The 24589-nt window shown below is 47.2% G+C and carries 24 protein-coding genes and 2 pseudogenes; 25 read left to right on the forward strand and 1 reads right to left on the reverse strand.

The genetic code is table 11. The features are described from left to right. Positions 1–16: 16 nt before the first annotated feature. From yqeB to C0979_RS10630, 19 genes and pseudogenes are all read left to right on the forward strand, one after another. Positions 17–1465: a selenium-dependent molybdenum cofactor biosynthesis protein YqeB gene (yqeB, locus tag C0979_RS12270; protein ID WP_101695946.1), complete on the forward strand. Its 1449-nt coding sequence runs from the start codon at positions 17–19 to the stop codon at positions 1463–1465. Further along, the gene (gene yqeC / locus C0979_RS10545; RefSeq protein WP_101695947.1) at positions 1422–2087 is read left to right on the forward strand and encodes a selenium cofactor biosynthesis protein YqeC; all 666 of its coding nucleotides are present in this window, start codon (positions 1422–1424) and stop codon (positions 2085–2087) included. Before yqeB ends, yqeC begins: the two co-directional genes overlap by 44 nt. Continuing rightward, positions 2068–3132 carry an XdhC family protein gene (locus C0979_RS10550; protein WP_101695948.1) on the forward strand — a complete coding sequence of 355 codons (1065 nt, stop codon included), beginning with the start codon at positions 2068–2070 and terminating at the stop codon, positions 3130–3132. Before yqeC ends, C0979_RS10550 begins: the two co-directional genes overlap by 20 nt. Beyond that, positions 3132–3665 (forward strand): cyclic pyranopterin monophosphate synthase MoaC, encoded by a 534-nt coding sequence (moaC, locus tag C0979_RS10555; protein WP_242962692.1) that lies wholly within the window; start codon positions 3132–3134, stop codon positions 3663–3665. The genes C0979_RS10550 and moaC overlap by 1 nt, the downstream gene beginning before the upstream one ends. An 18-nt stretch (positions 3666–3683) precedes the next feature. Further along, positions 3684–4652, forward strand: a complete 969-nt coding sequence (moaA, locus tag C0979_RS10560; RefSeq protein WP_101695949.1) for a GTP 3',8-cyclase MoaA — start codon at positions 3684–3686, stop codon at positions 4650–4652. Positions 4653–4714: 62 nt separating this feature from the next. Continuing rightward, complete coding sequence (locus C0979_RS10565; protein ID WP_173814902.1) at positions 4715–5203, forward strand: MogA/MoaB family molybdenum cofactor biosynthesis protein; 489 nt, start codon at positions 4715–4717, stop codon at positions 5201–5203. A gap of 80 nt (positions 5204–5283) precedes the next feature. Further along, positions 5284–6309 carry a molybdopterin-binding protein gene (locus tag C0979_RS10570; protein WP_101695950.1) on the forward strand — a complete coding sequence of 342 codons (1026 nt, stop codon included), beginning with the start codon at positions 5284–5286 and terminating at the stop codon, positions 6307–6309. Positions 6310–6312: 3 nt separating this feature from the next. Continuing rightward, positions 6313–6750: an MOSC domain-containing protein gene (locus C0979_RS10575; protein ID WP_101695951.1), complete on the forward strand. Its 438-nt coding sequence runs from the start codon at positions 6313–6315 to the stop codon at positions 6748–6750. A gap of 27 nt (positions 6751–6777) precedes the next feature. Beyond that, the gene (gene modA, locus C0979_RS10580) at positions 6778–7605 is read left to right on the forward strand and encodes a molybdate ABC transporter substrate-binding protein (protein ID WP_242962693.1); all 828 of its coding nucleotides are present in this window, start codon (positions 6778–6780) and stop codon (positions 7603–7605) included. Positions 7606–7626: 21 nt separating this feature from the next. Beyond that, positions 7627–8298 carry a molybdate ABC transporter permease subunit gene (gene modB, locus C0979_RS10585; RefSeq protein WP_101695952.1) on the forward strand — a complete coding sequence of 224 codons (672 nt, stop codon included), beginning with the start codon at positions 7627–7629 and terminating at the stop codon, positions 8296–8298. Beyond that, positions 8283–9404, forward strand: a complete 1122-nt coding sequence (locus C0979_RS10590) for a sulfate/molybdate ABC transporter ATP-binding protein (protein WP_101695953.1) — start codon at positions 8283–8285, stop codon at positions 9402–9404. Before modB ends, C0979_RS10590 begins: the two co-directional genes overlap by 16 nt. A gap of 167 nt (positions 9405–9571) precedes the next feature. Further along, positions 9572–10573, forward strand: coding sequence for an ABC transporter substrate-binding protein (locus tag C0979_RS10595; RefSeq protein ID WP_101695954.1), 1002 nt, complete (start codon positions 9572–9574; stop codon positions 10571–10573). Positions 10574–10664: 91 nt separating this feature from the next. Beyond that, positions 10665–11603, forward strand: coding sequence for an ABC transporter permease (locus C0979_RS10600; protein WP_101696020.1), 939 nt, complete (start codon positions 10665–10667; stop codon positions 11601–11603). A gap of 8 nt (positions 11604–11611) precedes the next feature. Then, positions 11612–12409, forward strand: coding sequence for an ABC transporter ATP-binding protein (locus C0979_RS10605; RefSeq protein ID WP_173814954.1), 798 nt, complete (start codon positions 11612–11614; stop codon positions 12407–12409). 172 nt (positions 12410–12581) lie between these two features. Further along, positions 12582–13206 (forward strand): annotated as a pseudogene (locus C0979_RS12405) (DUF4143 domain-containing protein); the annotation flags it as partial. 320 nt (positions 13207–13526) lie between these two features. Next, positions 13527–14282, forward strand: a complete 756-nt coding sequence (yaaA, locus tag C0979_RS10615; RefSeq protein ID WP_101695956.1) for a peroxide stress protein YaaA — start codon at positions 13527–13529, stop codon at positions 14280–14282. Position 14283: 1 nt separating this feature from the next. After that, positions 14284–14868, forward strand: a complete 585-nt coding sequence (locus tag C0979_RS10620; protein ID WP_101695957.1) for a prolyl-tRNA synthetase associated domain-containing protein — start codon at positions 14284–14286, stop codon at positions 14866–14868. Continuing rightward, a complete protein-coding gene (locus C0979_RS10625) occupies positions 14865–15521 on the forward strand; it encodes a YkgJ family cysteine cluster protein (protein WP_101695958.1) in 657 nt (218 codons plus the stop codon). The genes C0979_RS10620 and C0979_RS10625 overlap by 4 nt, the downstream gene beginning before the upstream one ends. A 37-nt stretch (positions 15522–15558) precedes the next feature. Beyond that, the gene (locus C0979_RS10630) at positions 15559–18330 is read left to right on the forward strand and encodes a translation factor GTPase family protein (RefSeq protein ID WP_101695959.1); all 2772 of its coding nucleotides are present in this window, start codon (positions 15559–15561) and stop codon (positions 18328–18330) included. Positions 18331–18449: 119 nt separating this feature from the next. Here the strand turns inward: C0979_RS10630 and C0979_RS10635 are convergent, their stop codons facing one another. After that, entirely contained in the window at positions 18450–18911 is a 462-nt protein-coding gene (locus C0979_RS10635) for a sporulation initiation factor Spo0A C-terminal domain-containing protein (RefSeq protein WP_101695960.1), read from the reverse strand. 178 nt (positions 18912–19089) lie between these two features. On the opposite strand from C0979_RS10635, the gene C0979_RS10640 reads away from it, so the two are divergent. The 6 genes and pseudogenes from C0979_RS10640 to C0979_RS12225 form a co-directional block, all read left to right on the forward strand. Next, complete coding sequence (locus C0979_RS10640; RefSeq protein WP_101695961.1) at positions 19090–19449, forward strand: helix-turn-helix transcriptional regulator; 360 nt, start codon at positions 19090–19092, stop codon at positions 19447–19449. Positions 19450–19735: 286 nt separating this feature from the next. Then, positions 19736–20479, forward strand: a complete 744-nt coding sequence (locus C0979_RS10645; RefSeq protein ID WP_101695962.1) for a helix-turn-helix domain-containing protein — start codon at positions 19736–19738, stop codon at positions 20477–20479. 85 nt (positions 20480–20564) lie between these two features. After that, a complete protein-coding gene (fliB, locus tag C0979_RS10650) occupies positions 20565–21743 on the forward strand; it encodes a flagellin lysine-N-methylase (RefSeq protein ID WP_101695963.1) in 1179 nt (392 codons plus the stop codon). Beyond that, positions 21736–22527 carry a nitroreductase family protein gene (locus C0979_RS10655; protein ID WP_101695964.1) on the forward strand — a complete coding sequence of 264 codons (792 nt, stop codon included), beginning with the start codon at positions 21736–21738 and terminating at the stop codon, positions 22525–22527. The genes fliB and C0979_RS10655 overlap by 8 nt, the downstream gene beginning before the upstream one ends. 170 nt (positions 22528–22697) lie before the next feature. Beyond that, positions 22698–23231 (forward strand): type II toxin-antitoxin system RelB family anti-toxin, encoded by a 534-nt coding sequence (locus C0979_RS10660; protein WP_101695965.1) that lies wholly within the window; start codon positions 22698–22700, stop codon positions 23229–23231. Between the two features lie 66 nt (positions 23232–23297). Further along, positions 23298–24377, forward strand: a pseudogene (locus tag C0979_RS12225) (ABC transporter ATP-binding protein); the annotation flags it as partial. Positions 24378–24589: the final 212 nt, after the last annotated feature.

The following is a 24589-nucleotide window of genomic DNA, read 5'->3' on the forward strand; positions in this document are numbered from 1 at the left end:
GGAGTAGGACAAAGGCATGAAAAAAATACATGCAATTTTGCTGGCGGCTGGAAACAGCCGCCGGTTTGACGGTAATAAATTGTTATATCCATATCGTGGGAAACCAATGTATCGGCATATTTTAGAACGAATTTCAGAAGCGGCGGTTTCGGAATCGGAAGGATGTAAGATGGGAATTCGCGTTTTGGTTAGCCAGTATGAAGAGATTCTAAAGGACGGAAGCGAAGAAGGATATCTCTGTCTGAAAAATACAAAGCCAGAGCAGGGGATTTCCCGGTCAATCCGCATGGGAATTGAAGCGGTGGAAGAGTCCGAAAGTTATGAGCCGGGCGATGGAATTCTCTTTTCTGTCTGCGACCAGCCAAAACTTACCCTGGAGACGCTTAAGCGTCTGATGGAAAGCTTTACTTCGTCCGAGAAAGGTATCTGCGCAGTGGCGGCAGCAGGAGACGAGGCGAAGATGGGAAATCCAGTCATCTTTTCCGATCGGTACTGGGGAGAGTTAAAGTGTCTGATGAAGGATCAGGGCGGAAAAGTCGTGGTGAAGAAGCATCTGGAAGATACGGTATCTGTTCCGGCAGGAGACGAAGCTGAGCTTCAGGACATTGATTGCCGGGCAGACTTAAAGCCATTTGTGATTGTGCGTGGAGGCGGCGATCTGGCGACGGGAACAGCGCACCGCCTGCACAGGGAAGGGTGCCGGGTATTGATTTTGGAAACGAAGCGCCCGGCCTGTATCCGAAGACAGGTGTCTTTCTGTGAGGCAGTCTATGAGGGCAGTATGGAAGTAGAAGGCGTGACGGCAGTTCGGATGGATGGAAGATTGGATCTGAAAAAAGAGATGGAGAAGATCTGGGCAGAAGGCAAGATTCCGGTACTGGTTGATCCGGCAGGAAGATCCATTGAAAACCTTCATCCAGACGTTCTGGTGGATGCCATTCTGGCAAAGAAGAACCTTGGAACCACGAAAGAGATGGCGCCGCTTACCATCGGACTGGGGCCGGGATTTACGGCAGGTCAGGATGTGGACGTGGTGATTGAAACCATGCGGGGAAGTACGCTTGGGAAGATTTACAAGGAAGGAAGCGCGATCCCCAATACGGGAGTGCCGGGGATGGTTGCGGGCTACAGTAAAGAGCGGGTGATTCATGCGCCGGGATCGGGGACGTTTCAGCCGGAAAAAGCAATCGGAGACCTGGTAGCAAAAGGCGACGTCCTAGGCTTTCTTATGCCGGATCACATTCCGGTGACAGCATCCATGCCGGGACTTTTACGGGGGATGATCCGGGAAGGTTACCCAGTGACCAGAGGATTGAAGATCATGGACATCGAACCTCGTATAGAGGAGAGAGACCTTTGTTTCCAGATCTCGGATAAGGCGAAGAAAATCGGAGATAGTGTATATCAGGTGATCAGAGAGTATGAAGATTCTAAGACCGAAGGACAGTGTTCTTGCGTTAATTGAATATGAAAAGAATCGTCCCCATATTCTATCCGTTGTGGGAGCGGGCGGGAAGACGACACTGATCTTTCGTCTGGCAGAGGAATTTAAGAAGCAGGGGCTTCGGGTTTTGATTGTCACCACGACGAAGATGTATGTGCCGGATCGTTTCTATGTACCCTGGGAGGAAGGAAGGGAACGAAAGACGGAAGAAAAGATCCGGCTTCAGCTTCTTCGAGAGGGGATTGCAGTCACGGGAAGGACAGAAGTAGGGACACATCCGGAGAAGTTCTTGGAAGTTCCGGAAGAATATCAGGAGCGCCTTTCACTGCTGTGTGATGTGCTGCTGGTGGAAGCAGACGGATCTAGACAGAAGCCGGTAAAGGTTCCGGCAGAACATGAGCCAGTGCTGTTTTCTGGAACAGAATTGGTGATCGGCGTGCTGGGCATGAAGAGTGTTGGGCAAAGGATCAAAGATGTGGCTCACCGACCAGAAGATGTGGCAGCATTTTTGCAGACGGATGTGGAACATCAGATTACGCGGGAGGATCTGCGGAAAATAGCAGAAAGTCCCCAAGGCTTGAAAAAGGGAGTAAACTGCGCATTTGTGGCAGTTGGAAATGAATATGAATCGGAAGTATTATGAAGCGTTATATGCGTATTTCAAGGAGAATCAGGAAGAGGAACTTCTGTCGCTGACTTACCTGGAAGGAAAACGCGCCGGAGAGAAATATCTGGTGAAAGCATCCGAAACAGGAGAGGAACTTAAGGCGGCAGAAGGAGAAGAAATAGCAGAAATAGAAGGAATAGAAGGAATAGAAGGAATCCAAGGAATCCAAGGAGTGACCACAGGAATCAAGGCGACTTCTTGCGGACGGGTATTCGCGGAGCGGATTTGCCGCGCTCCGGTGTGTGTCATCTGCGGAGCCGGGCATGTGGGGCTTGCCATGATCCGTTTGGCGGCGTTTGCCGGATTTGAGGTGATTGTGGTGGAAGATCGGCCGGTATTTGCCGATCAGGCAAGAAGGGCCGGAGCACATCGGGTGATCTGTGATTCTTTTGAACAAGGCCTTGCCATGATTCCCGGAGGGCGGCAGGTATTCTTTGTGGTGATGACCAGAGGTCACCGCTATGATAAAGACTGCCTGATCGAAATTTTAAAGAAGCCCTACGCATATGCAGGCATGATGGCAAGCCGTGGGCGGGCGGCCAGAATGCGAGAGCATTTGCTGGAGCTGGGCGTGGAAGAAGCGAAGACAGAAGCACTTCACACTCCGATTGGATTGTCGATCCATGCGAAAACACCGGAGGAAATTGCGATTTCCATTCTTGCAGAAATGATAGAAGTGAAGAACCGTGACGGAATCGGTGCGTCTTGTGACCGGGAGATTCTGGAACAGATTGCGAAGAAGGAAGAAAAAGAGCCCTGGGCGCTGGCAACGATTATCAGGAGAGCCGGATCGGCGCCGCGGGATGTGGGAACAAAAATGTTGATAAAAGCGGACGGCATGACAGTGGGCTCCATTGGAGGCGGTTGTATGGAGGCAGAAGTCATTCAGGCAGCACGCTTGTTTCTTGGGAAATCAGATGCTGTGAAGATAGTAACGGCAGATATGTCCAAAGCAGATGCAGAGAATGAGGGAATGGTCTGCGGCGGTCAGATAGAGGTACTGTTGGAGGTGGTGAGATAATGGCAAAGGAAATGGCAAAAGAATGGACACATTTTGACTTGAAGGGAAATGCAAGGATGGTGGATGTGTCAGAGAAGGAAAGTACCAGGCGTCTGGCGGTAGCGTCTGGTGAGATCGCCGTTAATGAGGCGGTGATGCAGGCGGTAACCGGGCACACGGCGGCCAAGGGAGACGTTCTTGGCGTGGCAAGAGTCGCCGGGATTATGGCGGTGAAGCGGACGGCAGAACTGATTCCCATGTGCCATACGATCCCGATTGAGAAATGTGAACTGGCATTTTTCGTCTCTCCGGATGAGGGAACGATCCGTGCAGAGTGTACGGTGATTACAGAAGGAAAAACAGGCGTGGAAATGGAAGCGTTAACGGGAGTGAACATTGCTCTTCTTACCATCTATGATATGTGCAAGGCGATGGATCGGGGCATGGTCATTTCAGACGTCTGCCTACTTCAGAAATCCGGAGGGAAAAGCGGAGTATATCAGAGAATGCCAAAGATCAGTGAGAAGAAACAAGGCGGGATAGACCTGCTGTAGCAGAAGGGAAAGAAAGTTATGATAGACCGTTACGGGAGAACCATTGATTACATGAGAATATCGGTGACGGACCGTTGCAATTTAAGATGTGTATACTGTGTTCCGGAATGTGGTGTAACAAGGATTCCCACGGAACGGCTGCTGACAGAGGAAGAACTGCTTCGGATTACGAGGGCTGCGGCGAAGGAGGGAATTGCCCACGTCAAAGTGACGGGAGGGGAACCCCTTCTTCGACCCAATCTTGCGTGGCTGGTTCAAAAGATTAGAGGAATTCCGGGAATCGAGACGGTGACCCTTACCACCAATGGAATCCTGCTGCCCGATCAGATTGATGCGCTGGTGGCAGCTGGGATTTGCGGAATTAATATCAGCTTGGATACGCTGAATAAAGAACGCTACCGAAGCCTGACGCGTGGCGGGGAACTGGAACGCGCGCTGGCAGGACTGGAGGCAGCGAAAAGGCAGAAGAGTGTGACGGTGAAGGTGAATGCTGTTCTCTATGAGACTCATTGGGAAGAGGATACGCTGACACTGGCGGCGTTGGCTAAGAAGGATCCGGTTCATGTGCGGTTTATTGAGCACATGCCTCTTGGGACGGAGACGGAAGAACGTCCCGTTCGGGAGGATGCGATTCTGGCATTGCTTCAGAAGGAGTATGGAAAGTGTGAAAGTTACCAAGGGAAGATCGGAGAAGGACCAGGGCATTATGTTACATTTCCGGGAATGACCGGGAAAATCGGGTTTATCAGCGCGATCAGCCACAAATTCTGTTCCGGCTGTAACCGACTTCGTCTGACGGCAGATGGAGATCTTCGTATGTGTCTGCAAAGCAAAGAAGGAATTCCTCTGCGAGAACTGTTAAGAGACGGGGCGACGGATGAGAAGGTTCAAGAGGTATTTCGTGGGTGTATCCTGCAGAAACCGGAGGGGCATCAGATGACGGAGCAGAAAATTGAGGCAGAGGGCATGTGCCAGATCGGCGGATAAGATATAGATCGAAGGCTAAGACACGAATCGAGGACTAAGACATAAGGAGGAGGCGTTTGATAATGAAAGCAGTTGTAATTGTGGCAAGTACCAGTGGATATCTGGGACAAAGAGAAGATAAGAGCGGTCCGACTCTGAAAGCCCGGCTGGAGAACATGGGCTTTACGGTGCCGGAGATTCTGCTGCTTCCGGATGACCGAAGGAAGCTAAGCGAAGCAATGCGAGAACTTGCGGATGAGCAGAAGGTGGAACTGATTGTAACCACCGGAGGCACAGGCTTTGCAAAGGATGACTGTACGCCGGAGGCAACACTGGACATTGTGGAGCGAAGAGCCGACGGGATCCCGGAAGCGATGCGTGCTTACAGCAGTCAGTTTACGGATCGCGCAATGCTTTCTAGAGCGGCAGCGGGGATTCGAGGGGAGACCGTCATTATCAACCTTCCGGGCAGTGTAAAAGCAGTAGAAGAATGTATGGATTGTGTGGAGAATAGTTTGATCCACGGGATTGAGATTCTGACGGGGAAGACCGGAGAATGCGGGAGACAGTAGAGTACAAAAGACAGTAGCATATTGGAAGGCAGCCGTCGGAGTAAATACAGTCATCAGGAAAGAGGAAAGAAGGAGCACACATGAAAGAGATTGAAACTATCCATGCCGAGGGGCATGTAATCTGCCATGATATTACGGTTATTATTAAGGATCAAATCAAAGACACGGCATTTCGCAAAGGTCATATTGTGACGAAGGAGGATATTCCCAAGCTTCTTTCTCTGGGGAAGGATCACCTTTACGTATGGGAAAAAGAAGAAGGAATGTTGCATGAAAATGAAGCGGCCAAGATTCTGGCGTCGGTGTGCCGGAATCAGTATATGAAGGAAACACCTGTAAAAGAAGGAAAGATTGAACTTGTGGCAGAGTGCGAGGGCGTCTTTTTGGTAGATGTAGAGAGACTTCGGAAAATCAATAGTCTGGACGCCATGATGATTGCGACCAGACACACCAATCAGGCAGTATGTCCGGGAGATAAACTGGCCGGAACCAGGATTATTCCGCTGGTCATTGAAGCAGAGAAAATGGAGGCGGTTAAGGAGATTGGCGATGGGCGGCCGATTTTAAAGATTTGCCCCTATGTGAGGAAGAAGGCGGCAGTGATCACGACTGGAAACGAGGTTTATCATGGACGGATTCAGGATACCTTTACGCCGGTGATTCGAGAAAAGCTGGCGGCATTCGGTGTGGAAGTGATCTTTCACGAGACGGTTCCGGATGAGACGGATCAAATCCAGGCGGCCATTCTAAGGGCGAAAGAAAGCGGGGCGCAGTGCATTCTCTGTACCGGTGGAATGAGTGTCGATCCAGATGACCGCACACCGGGTGCGATTCGGGATTCGGGTGCGCGGATTGTAACCTATGGAGCTCCAGTGCTTCCGGGAGCGATGCTGGTACTTGGCTACTATGAGGATGGAACACCGATTATGGGACTACCCGGATGCGTCATGTATGCGGCAGTAACCGTATTTGATCTGCTTCTTCCAAGAGTGCTGGCAGATGTAGAGATTACGCGAGAAGAGATTGCCGGGATGGGACACGGCGGGTTGTGTCTGGGGTGTGAGACTTGCCATTATCCGGCGTGCAGTTTTGGAAAGGGATATTAAAGAATGGGAATCGTAAAAGCAGTCTGCATCAGCAGGGAGAAAGGGACAAGAAAAGAGAATGTAAAAGAAGCCGTTTTCATCGAGAATCATGGACTTCAAGGGGATGCGCATGCAGGGAACTGGCATCGTCAAGTGAGCCTTTTATCCTATGAAAGAATCGAAGAATTCCGGGCGAAGGGTGCGAAGGTAGAATTTGGTGATTTTGGAGAGAATCTGGTAGTGGAAGGCTATGATTTTAAGAGTCTGCCGGTAGGGACAAGATTTCGCTGCGGAACGGTGATTCTTCGGATGACGCAGATTGGAAAAGAGTGCCACCATGGATGCGAGATTTTTCAGACGATGGGCGACTGTATTATGCCAAGAGAAGGAGTATTTTGCGTGGTAGAGCAGGGGGGAACGGTAAAAGTGGGAGACGAATTAGAAGAAATTTCCAGCGAATAATTTCCGTGAATAGAAGGAGGGAATCCGTTGAAGAACAAAAGGATAAGAAGAGCGGCGATGGTAACGGTGGTTGCTATGCTGGCAGTTCTCACCGCCTGTGGACAGACAGAAAGTAAGAGTGAGAAAGAGACCGGAGAAAAGAATGAGGGAAAGAAACCGGTGACAGAGCTTACCGTTTTGGCGGCGGCAAGTATGACAGACGCCATGCAGGAGATTGGAGAAGCTTATCAGGAAACGCAGGAAAATATCGAGATTACCTATCAGTTCGATTCTTCCGGTACGTTAAAGACACAGATTGAAGAGGGCGCTCCGGCGGATATTTTTATCTCTGCGGCAACAAAGCAGATGGATGAACTGGTGCAGGGAGAGCTGGTAGAGGAAGATAGTGTATTTCCGTGGCTGGAAAATAAGGTGGTTCTGATTGTGCCAAAAGATTCCGAAGATGGACCGGATTCTTTTGAGGATGCAGCGAAAGAAGAAGTTCCTATGATTGCCATTGGAAATGAAGATGTACCAGTGGGACAGTATACGCAGACGATCTATCAAAATCTGGGACTTTTGGAGAACATTCAGGCTAAGGCAAATCTTGCTTCTAATGTGCGGCAGGTGCTGGACTGGGTGGCAACCGGAAATGCACCCTGTGGCGTGGTCTATGCGACTGACGCGCAGATAGAGGAAAATGTGAAGGTAGTATGTGAAGCTCCAAAAGGAAGCTGTGATCCGGTGATCTATCCGGCTGGAATGGTGTCCGCGTCGAAGGAAAAAGAAGCTTCAGCTGAGTTTTTGGAGTATCTTAAGACGGAAGCGGTTTCCGAGATTCTGGAAGCATATGGTTTCACACCTTATCAATCATAACTTAGAAGGAGTAATTGGAGTATGGATTTCACACCGCTGTTCCTGTCGCTTAGGGCGGCGGGAATCGCAACGATTTTGGTAATCATAATTGGAATTCCGGTGTCCTACCGCGTGGCTTATATGAAGCGGGGAAGGGGAATTGTGGATGCAGTGTGCACCCTTCCTATGGTACTTCCGCCGACGGTGGTAGGATTCTTTTTGTTACTCTTTTTTGGGAAAAATAGTATGGTTGGGGCATGGCTGATGGAGCGGGGAATTCCCGTTGTCTTTTCCCAGACGGGAATGGTGATTGCATCGGCGGTGGTTTCTTTTCCTCTTTTGTACCGGACAGCAAGGGGAGCCTTTGAGCAGATGGATGAGACACTGGTGCAGGCGGCACAGACACTTGGAATTGGGGAGGGAAGAATTTTCTTTCGGATTGTGTGCCCGAACTGTATGCCGGGGATTCTGGCTGGGGTGATTCTTTCCTTTGCCAGAGCCATGGGAGAATTCGGAGCGACCATTATGCTGGCTGGAAATATTCCGGGAAAGACGCAGACGGCAGCGATTGCAGTCTATACAGCGATGCAGAGTGGGAATCGTCAGCTGGCGTTTCAGTGGGCCTTGCTGATTATAGGAATTTCTCTCTTTTTTATGCTGCTTCTGAATTTGGTGACAGGCAGAAGAGGAGGACGTGTATGGCTCTGGAAGTAAGGATCAAAAAGCAATTTCCCGATTTCCTTTTGGACGTGGAATTTCAGACGGAAGAAGAGATCTTCGGTGTGCTGGGAGAAAGCGGCTGCGGGAAGAGTTTGACGTTAAAATGTATTGCAGGGATCGAAAGACCGGATCAGGGGCGGATCGTCTTAAATGGAAGGGAACTGTTTGATTCCAAGAAGGGGATCAATCTTCCGGCGCGTGAGAGAAAAATCGGATATCTGTTTCAGGAATATGCGTTGTTTCCCAATATGACGGTAGAAGAAAATATTGCGGTTGGAATCAAAGAGAAAAAGAAGGGCGAGAAGAAAAAGAAGATTCACGATTATATCCAGAAATTCTTTTTGGAAGGGCTGGAGAAGAAGCATCCTTCTTCCTTATCTGGAGGTCAGAAACAGCGTGTGGCGATTGCGCGGATGCTGGCGGCAGAGCCGGAGCTGATTTTGTTGGACGAGCCGTTCTCTGCTGTGGACAGTTATTTGAAATGGAAGTTAGAGCAGATGCTTCTGGAATGGCTGGAAGAGGTACAGGTGACGACGCTTCTGGTGTCTCATAATCGGGATGAAGTCTATCGTCTGTGTGACAGAATGGGGATTATTCATAAGGGACACATGGAAGTATGTGGAAAAAAGCAGGAGATTTTTCAGAATCCGGGAACGGTATCGGCGGCGATCCTTACCGGATGCAAGAATATTGCAAGGATTGCAACGATTACAGAGGGGCGCGCAGAGGTTGCGGACTGGAGAACCGCTCTTCCTCTTCCGGATGGAGGCGTGGGTGAGGCGTTTACGCATGTGGGAGTTCGGGCCCATGATATCCGAATGCTGACGGTGGATGAAGATGGCAGAGGAAGTTTGGGAGATGGCAGAAGGGGCTTAGAAGACATCAAGAATACAGAAGAGTTGATCGCAGTGCTTCCGGCAGTGGTGGAACGAAAAATCGAAGGGCCTTTTGATGATATCTATGTACTGCGGCTTGCGATGCAGAAAGAGACAGATACAGTTTTTCGGGTGGAAATTGCAAGAAATGAAGGCGCCGTATTTATAGAAAAACAAAATGTGAAGCTGGGAATTCCCAAAGAGAAAATCCTATGGCTTCGGTAAAGAGAGAGAGAAGATCTGTCAAGAATTTTTGAAAAATGATTCTTGACAGATCTTTTTTTCGTGCTATAATAAGCACTATCAAAAAAACTTTCACACATTAAAGTTTGAAACTTTCAAGCAATGAAGTGATAAGACGAAGAAGAAAGGAAATAAGGGAGGAAACTTACATGAAAAAGAGAATGGCAGCAATACTTATGACAATGGCACTGGCAGCATCCATGACCGCCTGCGGTGGTTCAGAATCTGGCAATAGTGATAAAAAGGCCAAGGCGGATTCCGATAAAATCTATCAGATCGGCATCTGCCAGATGATGGAGCATGCGGCGCTTGATGAAGCGACGAAAGGCTTCCAGGATGCCTGTAAAGAGAAATTTGGAGAGGATAAGGTGAAGTTCGATCTTCAGAATGCACAGGGAGAGCAGGCGATGTGCAGCACCATCGTGAATAATTTCGTCTCATCAGATGTAGATTTGATTCTTGCAAATGCAACGCTTCCGCTTCAGACAGCAGCACAGGCAACGGCGGATATTCCAATCGTAGGAACCTCTATTACGGATTATGCAACAGCCTTAGAGATAGATGACTGGACTGGAGTGACAGGTGTAAATATTACGGGAACCAGTGATCTGGCGCCGATTGAGGAACAGGCAGAGATGACACTGGAGCTGGTTCCGGATGCGAAGACGATAGGAATCCTGTATTGTTCAGCCGAGCCAAACTCTAAATATCAGGCAGAATTGTATCAGGAAGCGATGGAAGAAAAGGGTGTGAAGTGTGAAGAATACACAGCAGCAGACTCCAATGAAATTCAGTCAGTCGTATCCAGTGCGGTTGAGAACTGTGATGCCATTTACGTTCCGACGGACAATACGATTGCAGCAAATACAGATATTGTAAAGAATGTATGTGTTCCGGCAAAGGTTCCGGTTATTGCAGGAGAAGAGGGAATCTGCTCTGGATGCGGAATTGCAACTCTTTCCATTAGCTACTATGATATCGGATACAAAGCTGGAGAGATGGCTTATAAGATTCTGGCAGAGGGTGAAGATATTACCAAGATGGAGATTGAAGGAGCACCAAAGGTGGTCAAAGAGTACAACGAGGAGATCTGCAAGGAGCTTGGAATTACCGTGCCGGAAGGATACGAAGCCATTCCGACAGAGGAATAGATAGCAGAGAGTGGAATGCAGAGGAGCGAACGCAGGGAAATAGAAAAACCGGAATAGAGAATGAGAGGAAAGGAAGAAGAAAGACATGGTGATGGAATATTTGGGATCATTGGATCCGACCGCCCTTTTAAGGGCGCTGCCGGGCAATGTGGCACAGGGACTCATATGGGGAATTATGGCGCTTGGAGTGTATATTACATTTCGGATTCTGGATTTTGCAGATTTGACGGTAGATGGTTCACTGGCGACAGGCGGAGCAGTTGCCGTGATGCTGATCCAGGGAGGCATGCACCCGGCTGCAGCGCTTGTCTTTTCCTTCCTGGCAGGCATGGCAGCAGGATTCGTAACCGGATTCTTGCATACGGCGCTTGGGATTCCGGGGATTTTGGCAAGTATTCTGACACAGATCGCACTTTATTCTGTAAACCTTGGAATTATGGGAAAGTCAAACCAAAGTATCGGACTTGGACAGGAAAATCTGGTGGCGTCCCTTCGATATGTCACGGCAGACGATCGGGTGATATTCTTTGCAAAACTGATTCTAGGATGCCTGGTTTTAGTGGCGGTCGTTTATTGGATGTTCGGAACCGAGATTGGCTCTGCCATTCGTGCGACAGGATGTAATGCACAGATGGCGCGTGCGCAGGGAATTAACACCAATTCCATGAAAGTGGCGGCGCTTATGATCTCCAACGGTTTGGTGGGATTATGCGGTGGAATTTATGCTCAGTATCAGGGGGCGGCAGACGTTAACGCAGGCCGCGGAGCCATCGTTATCGGTCTGGCTGCGGTCATTATCAGTGAAGTGATTTTCGGAAAACTGTGTGCCGGAAGAAAGCTGGCATTTGCTTATACATTGATGGCAGTATTTGTAGGAGCGATTCTTTACTACGTGGCATATGCACTGGTACTGTGGCTTAAGATGCCCTCTGATTATATGAAATTATTCTCAGCAGTTGTTGTGGCGTGCTTCCTGGCAGTACCATATCTGAAAGAAAAATATGCGGTGAAACGGAGGATGGCAGGATAATGGGATACATGCTTGAAATTCAGGATTTACATAAGACGTTCAATATTGGGACAATCAATGAGAAGGTGGCGCTGGACGGCGTAAATCTTCAGTTAAATGAAGGGGATTTTGTGACCATCATCGGCGGAAATGGAGCCGGGAAATCGACGACGTTAAATGCCATTGCAGGGACCTGGCCGGTGGATCGGGGAAAGATCCTGATTGATGGAAAAGATATTACCCGTCTGTCAGAACATAAGCGGGCGGCATATCTTGGACGGGTGTTCCAGGATCCGATGATTGGAACGGCGGCAACCATGGGAATTGAAGAAAATATGGCGATTGCAGCAAGAAGGGGAGAACGAAGAAGTCTTCGATGGGGCATTTCAAAGGCTCAGAGAGAAGCGTTCCGCAAAAAACTGGCGGAATTGAATCTGGGACTGGAGGATCGCATGGGAAGTAAGGTAGGACTCTTATCCGGAGGACAGCGTCAGGCTATCACACTTCTTATGGCAGCGCTTAAAAAACCTAAGCTTCTTCTTCTAGATGAGCATACGGCAGCGTTAGATCCGAAGACAGCGGCAAAGGTTTTAGAGATTTCGGATAAGATTATTGCAGAAAATGGACTGACAGCTATGATGGTAACCCATAATATGAAGGATGCCATTGCACACGGCAATCGTTTGATTATGATGCACGAAGGACGCGTGATTTACGATGTGTCAGGAGAGGAAAAAAAGAAGCTGCATGTATCAGACCTGTTAGCGAAATTTGAAGAAGCAAGCGGCGGTGAATTCGCAAACGACAGGATGATGCTTGCAAAATAAGTAAGAAGAGAGGGAAAAAGAAGGAGCGTTTCAAGATGAAGCGCTCCTTTTCGTTGTTATGGCAAATCCCTGTTTTGCATTGTGGAGTTTTTCGTTGATCTGAAAAACGAAATTTTGATAAAAGTGTGATTATAAAACATAAAACTCCAATAAAAATGTGAGGAGTGATTCTATGGAACGATTTATCTTAAAAAAGTTACTGGATTGGAAGAATTCTCCCTACCGCAAGCCTTTAATCTTGAAGGGCGTACGTCAGGTGGGTAAGACTTGGGTTCTGACAGAGTTCGGCAGACGCTGTTATGAAAATACAGCTTACTTTAACTTCGACGAAAACGAAGAATATAAGCAATTTTTTGAAACAACCAAGGACGTGGACAGAGGCACGGGATGTTTCTGCCATGCAGAAAGCATTGTCCGGAATCATTGGAGCCTATGAGCGTGACTTTGCAAAACATTCTAATCTCAGCGAGTTTCCGAAAATCTCAATGATCTGGAAGTCTGTTCCTTCTCAACTGGCAAGGGAGAACAGGAAGTTCATCTATAAAGTGCTCAAGGAAGGCGCACGAGCCCGTGAGTACGAGAATGCTTTGCAATGGCTGGTGGATGCCCGTTTGGTGCATAAAATTTATCGCAGTTCAGCTCCCGGCCTGCTGATTGCAGCTTACGATGACTTGTCTGCTTTCAAGAATTATTTGGTAGATGTGGGACTGCTTCGCCGTCTGGCACAGTTGGCCCCCACGGCCTTTGGCGAAGGTAACCGCCTATTTACTGAATTCAAAGGCGCATTGACCGAAAACTGAAAAACAAAGTGATTGGCAGAAATAAAAGAACACACAAGAAATCCACTGTACTTACTATTTTATAAATACAGTGGATTTTTAAATTATCTCGTCCAATGGAACTTACCTCTCTTTTCTATTTTTTGAGTTAAAAGCTTATGTTTTTGGTGGTCCGTCCTCCTTTTCTTTTGTTGATCTTATAATATCTCATAAATAAGGAAATGTCAATAGAAAATTAGAAAAAAATAAAATAAAGTTAAAAATAACTGACAATTAAATGCCTTTGACCGGAGGACACAGGATATGATAGGATAAATAAATGAAAGGAGAGAGACATTATGAGGATTATCATTTCTCCGGCGAAAAAAATGAATGTAGATACGGATACATTTGCCTGTCAGGGGCTGCCGGTTTTTATAGAGAAGGCAGAAACATTAAAAGAATATATAAAGAGCTTGTCCTATGAGGAGGTCAAGAAGCTGTGGGGCTGTAATGATAAACTTGCGAAGCTGAATTATCAGCGGTTTCAGGAGATGGATTTGAAGAAAGGGCTGACCCCTGCGTTAATTTCCTATGAAGGGATTCAGTACCAGTATATGGCGCCGGAAGTGTTTTCTGAGAAAGAATGGGCGTATGTACAGGAACATCTTCGGATTCTATCAGGCTTCTATGGTGCGCTTAAGCCGTTAGACGGTGTGACGCCTTATCGTCTTGAGATGCAGGCGAAGGCGGCTTTGGAAGGATGTAGCAATCTGTATGCATTTTGGGGAGAGCGATTGTATTTGGAAGTGAAGGGAGAGGATCGCCTGATTTTGAATCTCGCATCGAAAGAGTATTCCAAAGCAGTGGAAAAATATTTGACGGATCAGGATCGGATGATTACGTGTGTATTTGGAGAGTGGAAGGGTGGAAAGATTGTGCAGAAGGGGACACAGGCGAAGATGGCAAGAGGTGAGATGGTGCGCTTTCTTGCAGAGCATCAAATTGAGGATCCGGAAGAGGTGAAGAGATTCGATCGGCTGAGGTATCGCTTCAGAGAAGAATTATCTTTGGATCGTGAATACGTATTTGTAAAAGAGGCAGAGGAGGGATAGCGTGAACGTATACCATGGACGTCCGGAGCAGATGTCTGGGCGAAGTGAAAGAGAGCAGAAGGTCTATGAATTCCTGGATTTACTTGGAATAGATTATGAGAGGGCAGACCATGAGGCGGCTGCGACGATTGAGGCATGCAAAGAGATTGATCAGGCATTGGGAGTCTCCATGTGTAAGAACCTGTTTTTATGTAATCGAAGGAAGACAGAGTATTATCTTTTGCTTTTGCCTGGAGAAAAGCCGCTTCGGACGAAGGAATTATCCGCACAGATTCCTACGACAAGACTGTCCTTCGCATCAGGAGAGGATATGGAGGAATATCTACATGTGACGCCGGGCTCAGCGACCGTACTGGCGTTGCTGTTCGATACAGACCAGAAGGTAAAGCTTCTGGTGGATGAAGAGTTATTGAGGGAGGATTATATAGGATGTCACCCTTGTGTGAACACCTCCAGTCTGAAGATTCAAAACGAAGATCTGTTTGGGAAAATTCTAAAGGCTTTGAATCGTGATTTTATAGTGGTACACCTAAGTGGTGAAGAAAATGACGGTGAGAAAATCGCGAAGGAGGGGGTGAGTTTATGAGAAGGAATATCCGATTAGAAGAGATTTCTGACGGGCGCCTTTATACGGCGAATGATATGGTCAAGGCGGATTGTCGGGATTGTGAAGGGTGTTCGGCCTGCTGCCAAAACATGGAGGCGGTGGTACTGGATCCATTGGACATTGCAAATCTGTGTCAGGGACTTGGAAAGACCTTTGAAGAGCTAATGGGAAGCGCGATCGAATTAAAGATTGTAGACGGAGTGATCCTTCCCCATCTGAAAATGACAGGAGAGGAAGAAACCTGTTCCTTCTTGGATCAGAATGGGCGGTGCAGCGTACATTCGTTCCGTCCGGGAATCTGCAGACTATTCCCTCTGGGACGCTATTACGGCGAGGAAGGACTTCGCTATTTCCTTCAGGTGCATGAGTGCAGGAAGGAAGACAGAAGCAAAATCAAGGTGAAGAAATGGTTGGGAATCCCCGACCTTGCTTCCTATGAGAAATACATTTTGCAGTGGCATGCGTTCCTACAGACCTGTGAGAAAGCAATGGCGACACTGGATGATGAGAATCAGAGGATTTTTCAGCTTTATATTCTGCGGACGTTTTATCAGACGCCTTATGGACAGGAGTTTTATCAGGAATTTTATCAGCGAATGTGTGAATTGAAAGCACGGCTGGGATTGGAATAGAGCATGGAGGAAATGGGAAAATCAAAGGAAGAAAATTATGGGAGAAGTTAGAAGATATATGACACTGGGCATTCTCGCCCACGTGGATGCCGGAAAGACGACGCTGTCAGAGAGCATTTTATACTTAAGCGGCAAGATCCGTACTCTGGGAAGGGTGGATCATCAGGACGCGTTTCTGGATACTCATGTCTTGGAGCGGAACCGGGGAATTACCATATTCTCCAAGCAGGCGGTGCTGGAGCTTGGGAATACCAAGGTGACGCTTCTGGACACGCCTGGGCATGTGGACTTTTCAGCAGAAATGGAGCGTACGCTTCAGGTGCTGGACTGTGCGATTCTCGTGATCAGCGGTGCGGATGGTGTGCAGGGACATACCAGAACATTGTGGAAACTATTACGAAGATATCGGGTTCCGGTGTTTGTATTCGTGAACAAGATGGATCAGGAAGGGACGGACAGAGATCGCTTGCTTGGGGAATTAAAGCAGTCATTGAGTGATGGGATTACGGCATTTGATCTGATAGAAGAAAAGCAGGACCTGGAGGAATTTTACGAGAATATCGCTATGTGCGACGAGGTGGCTTTGGAATCCTATCTGCAGGAGGGAGCATTGTCGGATGAGAAGATAACAGAGCTGATTCATAGGCGGAAGGTGTTTCCCTGCTATTTTGGCTCGGCATTGAAGCTTGAAGGGGTGAAGGAGCTGCTGGCAGGAATGGAACGTTACACGCATTGGAATCCAACGGGACGTGCAGGAGGTGTGGAAGAATCGTCTTGCAGGAAGTTTAAGGGAGAGGGATTTGGTGCGCGGGTCTTCAAGATCTCAAGGGATGGACAGGGGAATCGGTTGACCCATCTTAAGATCACAAATGGCATGCTGCATGTAAAGGACATGTTACAAAATAGCGGCGAGGAAGCAGAAAAGTGGGAAGAAAAAGTAAACCAGATCCGTATCTATTCAGGAGAAAAATATGAGACGGTACAGCAGGCGGAGACTGGAGACATCTGTGCAGTAACGGGGCTTACCCACACATATCCCGGCGAGGGGATCGGAACTGAGAGGCGGGCGGAAGCACCGAAGCTGGAGCCGGTTTTAAATTACCGGGTGCTGTTTCCGGAAAATGTACATGTACATACGATGCTCCAACATTTGCGTATGCTGGAGGAAGAAGATCCCATGCTTCGGGTTGTGTGGGATGAAGAATTGGAGGAAACCCATGTACAGCTGATGGGAGAGGTGCAGACGGAAGTGCTGCAAAGTGTCGTGGAGGAACGTTTTGGTGTCCGGGTGTCTTTTGACAGCGGCAGTATTGTTTATAAGGAAACGATTCAAAATACGGTGGAAGGGGTTGGTCACTATGAACCGCTTCGCCATTATGCAGAGGTACATTTGATTCTGGAGCCGGGAAGTCCGGGAAGTGGGCTGGTATTTGACACGGTCTGCAGTGAGGATGTGCTGGATCGGAACTGGCAGCGTCTGATTCTGACACACCTTGGAGAAAAGCGGCATCGCGGTGTTTTGATTGGGGCAGAGATTACGGATATGAAGATTACGCTGGCAGCAGGGCGCGCGCATCTAAAGCATACGGAAGGGGGAGATTTCCGCCAGTCTACGTATCGGGCGGTGCGCCAGGGTCTGATGCAGGCAGAATCGGTACTTTTGGAGCCTTATTATGAATTCCGGCTGACGGTTCCTCAGGAGATGGTAGGACGCGCCCTTACGGATATACAGCGGATGTACGGAGAATTTGCCCCTCCGGTGACGGAAGGAGAATTTGCCGTGATTAGCGGAAGTGCGCCTGTATCAGAGATGCGCGCATACCAGCGTGAAGTCATTAGCTTTACCAGGGGGCTGGGAAGCTTAAGTTTGGTGTTCCAGGGATATGCGCCGTGTCACAATGCGCAGGCAGTACAGCAGGAAGTAGGTTACGATCCGCAAGGAGATATGGAGAATCCGACAGGATCTGTATTCTGTTCTCACGGGGCAGGATTTTATGTGCCCTGGGATCAGGTTCCTGACCATATGCATATAGCAAGTCGGCTTCCCCGATTTTTGGCAGGGGAATTGGAAGAAGAGACGGATGCAGAAGCTTTGGCTGGAAGGACGGCAGTGTCTGCCGGGCGAAGAGGCGCTTCCTATGGGGGAAGCTATGATCCGGAAGAAGAGAAAGAATTAGAAGAAATCTTTATGAGGACTTACGGGAAGGTGGAAAGTAAGCGGCCAGGGTGGAGAAGAGAGATTCACGCTTCTTCCGGCAAAACTTCCGGGAAGCAGAAAGAAAATCTAAGAGAATATCTGCTGGTGGATGGTTACAACATTATTCATGCATGGGAAGACTTAAGGGAGCTTGCGAAGGTGAATATTGAAGCGGCGCGTGGCAGGCTGATGGATATTCTCTGTAATTATCAGGGGTTCAAACGGTGCACCATGATTCTGGTCTTTGATGCCTATAATGTAGAAGGCGATATTCTAGAGATTCAGAAGTATCACAATATTCATGTGGTATATACGAAAGAGGCGGAGACGGCCGACCAGTATATCGAAAAAGTAGTTCACGAGATTGGACGAAAATATCATGTAACCGTTGCGACCTCGGATGGTGTAGAGCAGGTAGTGACGCTGGGACAGGGCGGAACCCTGATTTCTGCCAGAGAGTTCTTAGAAGAGGTGCGATATGTGGAAGCGGCGATCAGAGAGGAAGCCAAGGCTCGCCGGGAGAGTGTGAAGACGTATCTATTCGATCATGTGGATGAGGACCTGGCCGGGAAGATGGAAAAGGTTCGCCTGGGGGAAGAGGAGTCTTTGTAAGAGGTAGTCGCCGAATATGATAGAAACTTATAAAATGTGATAGAAGAACAACAGCCCGGTACAATTTTCTATGTGCCGGGCTGTTGTTTGATCGTAAATATTTGTTTTTTTATCATCCGTTATATACCTGCTATGGAGAATTTTTCAATGACAAGATCCAGTTCCTGTGCAAGGTGATCGATGACTTCCTGGTAGATCTGCTGACGGATAGCACAATTTTTGGAAGTGCAGACAGGTTCTTGGTGTTCCTCGACTTTGCGCTGCTGATCCTGTTTGATTCGGATATAGAGTGTGCGCAGAAGATTGGAATTCTGTGTATTGACCTGATCGAGATAGTAGTCTACTTTTTCCGGGGCACCTTTGAGAAGGGCGGTTTCAAATGCGTGACGCATAGCGCGCTCGACCCTGGATGAAGTAGTGTTGTGTTTTTGAGCAATGTCGTGATATAATGCACAGATTTTTCCGTCCGCATAATACGGATCGCTATCGAAGATTTCCATAGCGTCACAGATATAATTAAACCCTTTGACGCCGGCTGGAATTCCGATGCTGAGCAAGATATCCACCGTGCTTGTTTTCATGATTGATGCCTCCCATTCCATTTTGTTTTACATGAAAAAATATAATAATGCAACTAATGAGTGTTGTAATACAACAAAAAATGACATAATTTTTGTTGACAATGGCGTAAAAATACCGTACCATTACCTATGATATAATACGAATCTGCGATATGAACCGGAAAGGATGACGGGATAATTGAAAAAACGTATCAAATTAATCAGGCAGAATGCCGGACTTACACAACAGGAATTCGCAAAGCGAATCGGTGTATCTAGAAATACAATTGCCACTTACGAGACGAGTGGCCGTAATCCGATTGATGCGATTGTACGTGCTATGTGTCGTGAGTTTAACGTAAATGAGGAATGGCTTCGCACAGGAATCGGGGAAATGTATCTAGACAGTAATCCCGATGTAGAACTGTCGAAATGGTTTGGACAGTTGCTGCGCGAAGATTCGGATTCATTTAAAAAACAGTTGATCCTAAAGCTTTCCAAAATGACAGATGCAGAGTGGAAGCTTCTTCAGAAAATGTTGAAAAGCCCTTGCGACTAGGAATGGCCAAGCAGGGCTTTTATAAATTCATAGATGCATTTCAGCTGTCCCGGATCAGCATCTTTAATCATCAGGATGATCTTCTGTCTTTTATCCATGATCCCTCCGTACCCAAAGTAAGTCTTTACGCCGGTACAACCTTACAATTTTGATGACGATATCAGTTTACGATAGTTTGTCAGAAAAGTCAATCGATTTTACAAGATTCTTGCAAAAATAAAGATTGAAATTCCAAGAATCTTGTAATATAATGAAAATATAAAAGTGGGAGACTAGGAGGATTTTTATGGGAGTAGGTTCAAGAATCCAGGAACGCCGGCGGGAATTGGATATGTCTAGAAGCGAACTTGCAAATCAGGTTGGTATCACGCCCTCTGCGATTGCGAATTATGAAAACAGTGTTAGTTATCCCAAAAAAGAAATATTGATTGCGTTGATGGCGACATTACAGGTAGATGCCAATTATCTGTATCGAGACTATCTGTCGGATCAGATGGTTCGTACGCTGTGTGACGGGATGGTGCCAGAGAGAGAGCAGGAGTCGATCGACAAGTATCGAAAGCTGTCCGATGCGGGTAAAGAAGTTGTGAATATGGTTATTGATGAAGAGTATCAGAGATTGGAACGGCACGGATGGGATCATTATCCATGTTGGAAGCCAGGGGAGAGATTGAAGAATACCGGCTTTATATTACAGGAGCATCGACATGTGCTGTATGTTCCAGAGGGCAGTATCCCCAAAGAAGCCGATTTTTGTTTTCAGATTCAAATTGATCGTTACGAACCGGTTTTTAAGAAATATGATATTGTTGCATTGGGGAGGCGGCCAACCGGCCATAATGAGATGGGCGTGTTCTACCTCAATGATGCGTGCTATATCAGGCGGCTCTATCATGTGGGTGGTGAGCGGATTTTGAAAGCTTTGAATGTGATGGATCCGGATGTAAGGGTAACAGAAGAAGATGATTTCAGGTGCTTCGGAACCATTCTTGGAAAGGTTCAGGGAGAGTATGAACTAAGGATGGAGTAAAATAGAGAAGAAAAGGCCGAAGAAAACGAAGATAGAAAAGAAGAGATAGAAAGAAATAGAAAAAGATAGAATAGGAAGAGAGCAGATGCTGTATATAGTTCCCGATTATTATGAAGAATTTGCCTGCATGGCGGATAGGTGTGAGGATACCTGCTGTGCCGGGTGGAAAATTATGATCGATCGAAGATCACTGATACGTTATGGAAAGGTCAAGGGACCTTTTCGGAAGCAGCTTCACAAGGCGATTTGCTGGCTGGATGGAACCTTTCGGCAGTCAAAGGAGCGTAGATGCGCTTGCCTGGATGAACAGAATCTATGTGAAATTTATAAGAATCTAGGCGGCGAAAGCCTGTGCCGTACGTGCAGGCTCTATCCGCGGCATATCGAGGAATTTGAGGGAGTAAGAGAGATAACGCTGTCGGTATCCTGTCCGGAGGTGGCAAGGATTCTTTTAAATAAGAAAGAACCGGTGCGATTTCTGAATTGTGAGACGGACAAATCGGAGGAATACGAAGAGTTTGATCCGTTCCTATATTCCATGCTGGTGGATGCCAGAAGTACGATGATACAGATTTTGCAGAACCGTGAACTTTCAGTTGAAGTCAGAGCCGGACTGATACTGGGACTTGCCCATGATATTCAAAGCCGGGTTGACCGGGAGCGGATATTTGCGTGTGAAGAATTGTTTGAACGTTATCAGAGACCAGAGGCTTTCTTATATGTGGAGAAAGCGCTGCAGGAATATCAAAATTGTCTGAAGCGGCGACATTATCTAGAATGGCAGATGTTGGAAGAGCTGCATTTTTTAGAGCTTTTAAGACCACAGTGGCAATCTCTTCTTCTAGAGTCTCAGGCGATTCTGTACGGACAGGGCAGCGAAGGTTTTCGCAGTATTTTTGAAGAATTCGATGAATGGATGGCGCATCATATGCCGGATTGGGAGATAAAGTGCGAGCAGCTTTTGGTGTATTTTATCTTTACCTACTTTTGCGGAGCGGTCTATGACGGGCGGGTTTACAGCAAGGTGCAGATGGCGGTAAGCAGTGTTCGTTGTATCTATCAGCTGATGGCCGCAAGATGGAAGAAGAATGAGAAGGAACTTCAAGTGGAAGATATTGTAGAGCTTGTGTATCGGTATTCCAGAGAAGTCGAGCATTCGGATCAGAATCTGGAGCAGATGGAACGGATGATGGAGGAACATAACTGGCTGGCAAAAGCCTGTGAAAAGAAACGGTTGAAGAAAGGAGAAGGGAAAGATGATTGAGATTTTAACAGAACGATGTACCGGATGTGGCGCTTGTGTGGCGGATTGTCCGGGAAGGGCGCTTAAGCTGGTAGAAGGAAAGGCGGAATATGTCAGAGACTGTATTCACTGCGGACACTGCGTGGCGATCTGTCCGGTGAGGGCGGTATCTATTCCGGAATATGATATGGACGATGTGGAAGAATACAGGGAAGAAGACTTTACAGTGGCGCCGGAAAATTTCCTGCGTGCTGTAAAATTCAGGAGAAGTATTCGGCGGTTTAAAGAGGAACCAATTGAAGAAGAAAAGCTTTCAAGGATTCTGGATGCGGGACGCTATACAGCAACAGCGAAGAATCGGCAGGCCTGTCGCTTTATTTTGATTCAGGATCGGCTTGAGGAATTCAAAGATCTGGTGTGGCAGGAGATGCCAAATGTAGTGGAACGGTTAAGAGAGACGGCGCCTGACTATGCAAGAGCATTTGAACTTTTCTATCTGCGCCATCAGAAGGATCCGGCGAATGATACCTTCTTTTTTAATACCACATCCTTTTTAGTGATTGCCTCCCGGAACTTATTAGACGGAGGGCTGGCGGCTGCCAATATTGAAAATATGGCAGTGGCAGAAGGAGCGGGGGCTCTGTACAGTGGATATATGATGCGTGTGATTGAGAACAGTCCGGTTTTGAAAAAATGGCTGGATATTGAAGGGATCCCAGTATCCTGCTGTATGCTGCTTGGGTATCCTGCGGTTCATTACCAGAGGACAGCGCCCAGAAAAACAGGAAATATCGTATGGTGGTAGACTTCAGATAAATGAATACTGCATAAGTTGCTGCAAAGCCTAGAGGATAGAAAGGCTTTGCGGCAATTTTTTTGCGCACATCCATTGCATTTTCTACTGGAATATGTATAATAAAAGCGTTCGATATTTTTTAACAGAAAGTATAGTATTAGAAAACTAGAGGTGATTTGGTGGACATTGGAAAGAAATTAAAAGAGCTGCGTCTGCAGAATGATCTGACCCTTGGAGATCTGGCCTCAAGAAGCGAGCTTACCAAAGGGTTCCTCTCCCAGGTTGAGCGGAATCTGACAACGCCAAGTATTGCGACGCTGGCGGATATTGTGGAGGCGTTAGGAAGCAATCTGTCCGAGTTTTTCCATGAGGAAGAGGAGAGGCAGATCGTATTTTCCAGTCAGGATTTCTTTGTGGATGAGCAGGATGAGTATCAGATCGAATGGGTGATTCCCAATGCACAGAAAAATCAGATGGAGCCTATTTTGCTGACGCTTCAGCCTCACGGAAGGAGTCAGGAGATGCTGTCCTATCAAGGAGAAGAGTTTGGCTATGTGTTAAAGGGCTGCATTACCATTGTGCAGGGAAGCAAAAAGTATAAGGTGAAGGCGAAGGAGACGTTTTATATGAACGGGGATAAGAGTCATTACCTGTATAATCATGGAAACGCTGAGGCGAAAGTGTTGTGGATTACAACGCCGCCCATGTTTTAAATACAAAAGATGTGCAAAGAAGGCTGGGGAAGAACTGAGATTTCGGCACAGGGAAGGAGATGCGAGATGGAGGAAAACAAGATTATTGAGTTTCGCGGAATCGTGAAACAATTTGATAACCAGATTGTATTGAAGGGGATTAATCTGGACATTTATGAAAATGAATTTGTAACCCTTCTAGGACCAAGTGGATGTGGAAAGACGACACTGCTTCGGATTCTGGGCGGCTTTTTAGATGCAGACGAAGGAAAGGTGATTTTTGCGGGAGGAGAAATCAGTAAGAAACCGCCCTATGAGCGGGAACTGAATACGGTATTTCAGAAATATGCACTGTTCCCGCATTTGAGTGTATACGAAAATATTGCCTTTGGCTTGAAAATCAAAAAAGTAAGTAAGGACGTGATTGATCAGAAGGTGATGAAAATGCTTCGTCTGATCGGTCTGGAAGGGTATGAAGATAAGAATACTACCTTATTGTCAGGAGGACAGCAGCAGAGAGTGGCGATTGCAAGAGCTTTGGTTAACGAGCCGAAAGTGCTGCTTCTGGATGAGCCGCTGGCGGCTTTGGACTTAAAGCTTCGGAAAGAAATGCAGTACGAGTTGAAGCGGATCCAGCAGGAGGTTGGAATTACCTTTATCTTTGTTACCCATGATCAGGAAGAGGCGCTTACTATGTCAGATAAGATCGTGGTTATGAAAAACGGTGAGATTCAGCAGGTAGGGTCTCCGCAGGATATTTACAATGAGCCGGCCAATCGGTTTGTGGCAAACTTTATCGGAGAGAGCAATATCTTGTCGGGAACGATGCTGGAGGATTATAAGGTACAGTTTGACGATATCGTATTTGATTGCGTGGATTTTGGATTCCGTGAAAATGAAAAAGTGGATGTGGTGATTCGTCCGGAGGACATTGATATTGTGGATGTGAAGGACGGAAAGATGACGGGTGAGGTGCTTAGTGTTCTCTTTAAAGGAGTGCATTATGAGATCATGGTCGAGACCGTTCCGGGTACCCGTGTGACGGTAAATATGCGGGTGATCCGCAACCACGACGTAACCAGTGAAGATGGAAGCGAGAAGATCAGCGCCAATAATTTCTACATTGATATTGATGATGTGGCGCAGATGGATGACAAAGAGATTATTGCCCTTGCCAATGCTCAGGCGTGGGATGTAGAAAGTGATGAGTATATATCTATCGCCAGTGTGGAATATGAACTGGAAGAGGAAGAAGGACAGTATCCGGTTGCCTTTACGACTTCCAATGGAACGAGTATTGAGTGTACGATTTTTGTGGTGGATCAGCCGTTCGTAAAGAACGAGAAAGCAAACGAGGCGGTAATGGCGTTTAACTTCAT

Origin of the sequence: Dorea phocaeensis (assembly GCF_900240315.1) — a bacterium.
Classification (GTDB): Bacteria; Bacillota; Clostridia; order Lachnospirales; family Lachnospiraceae; genus Dorea_B; species Dorea_B phocaeensis.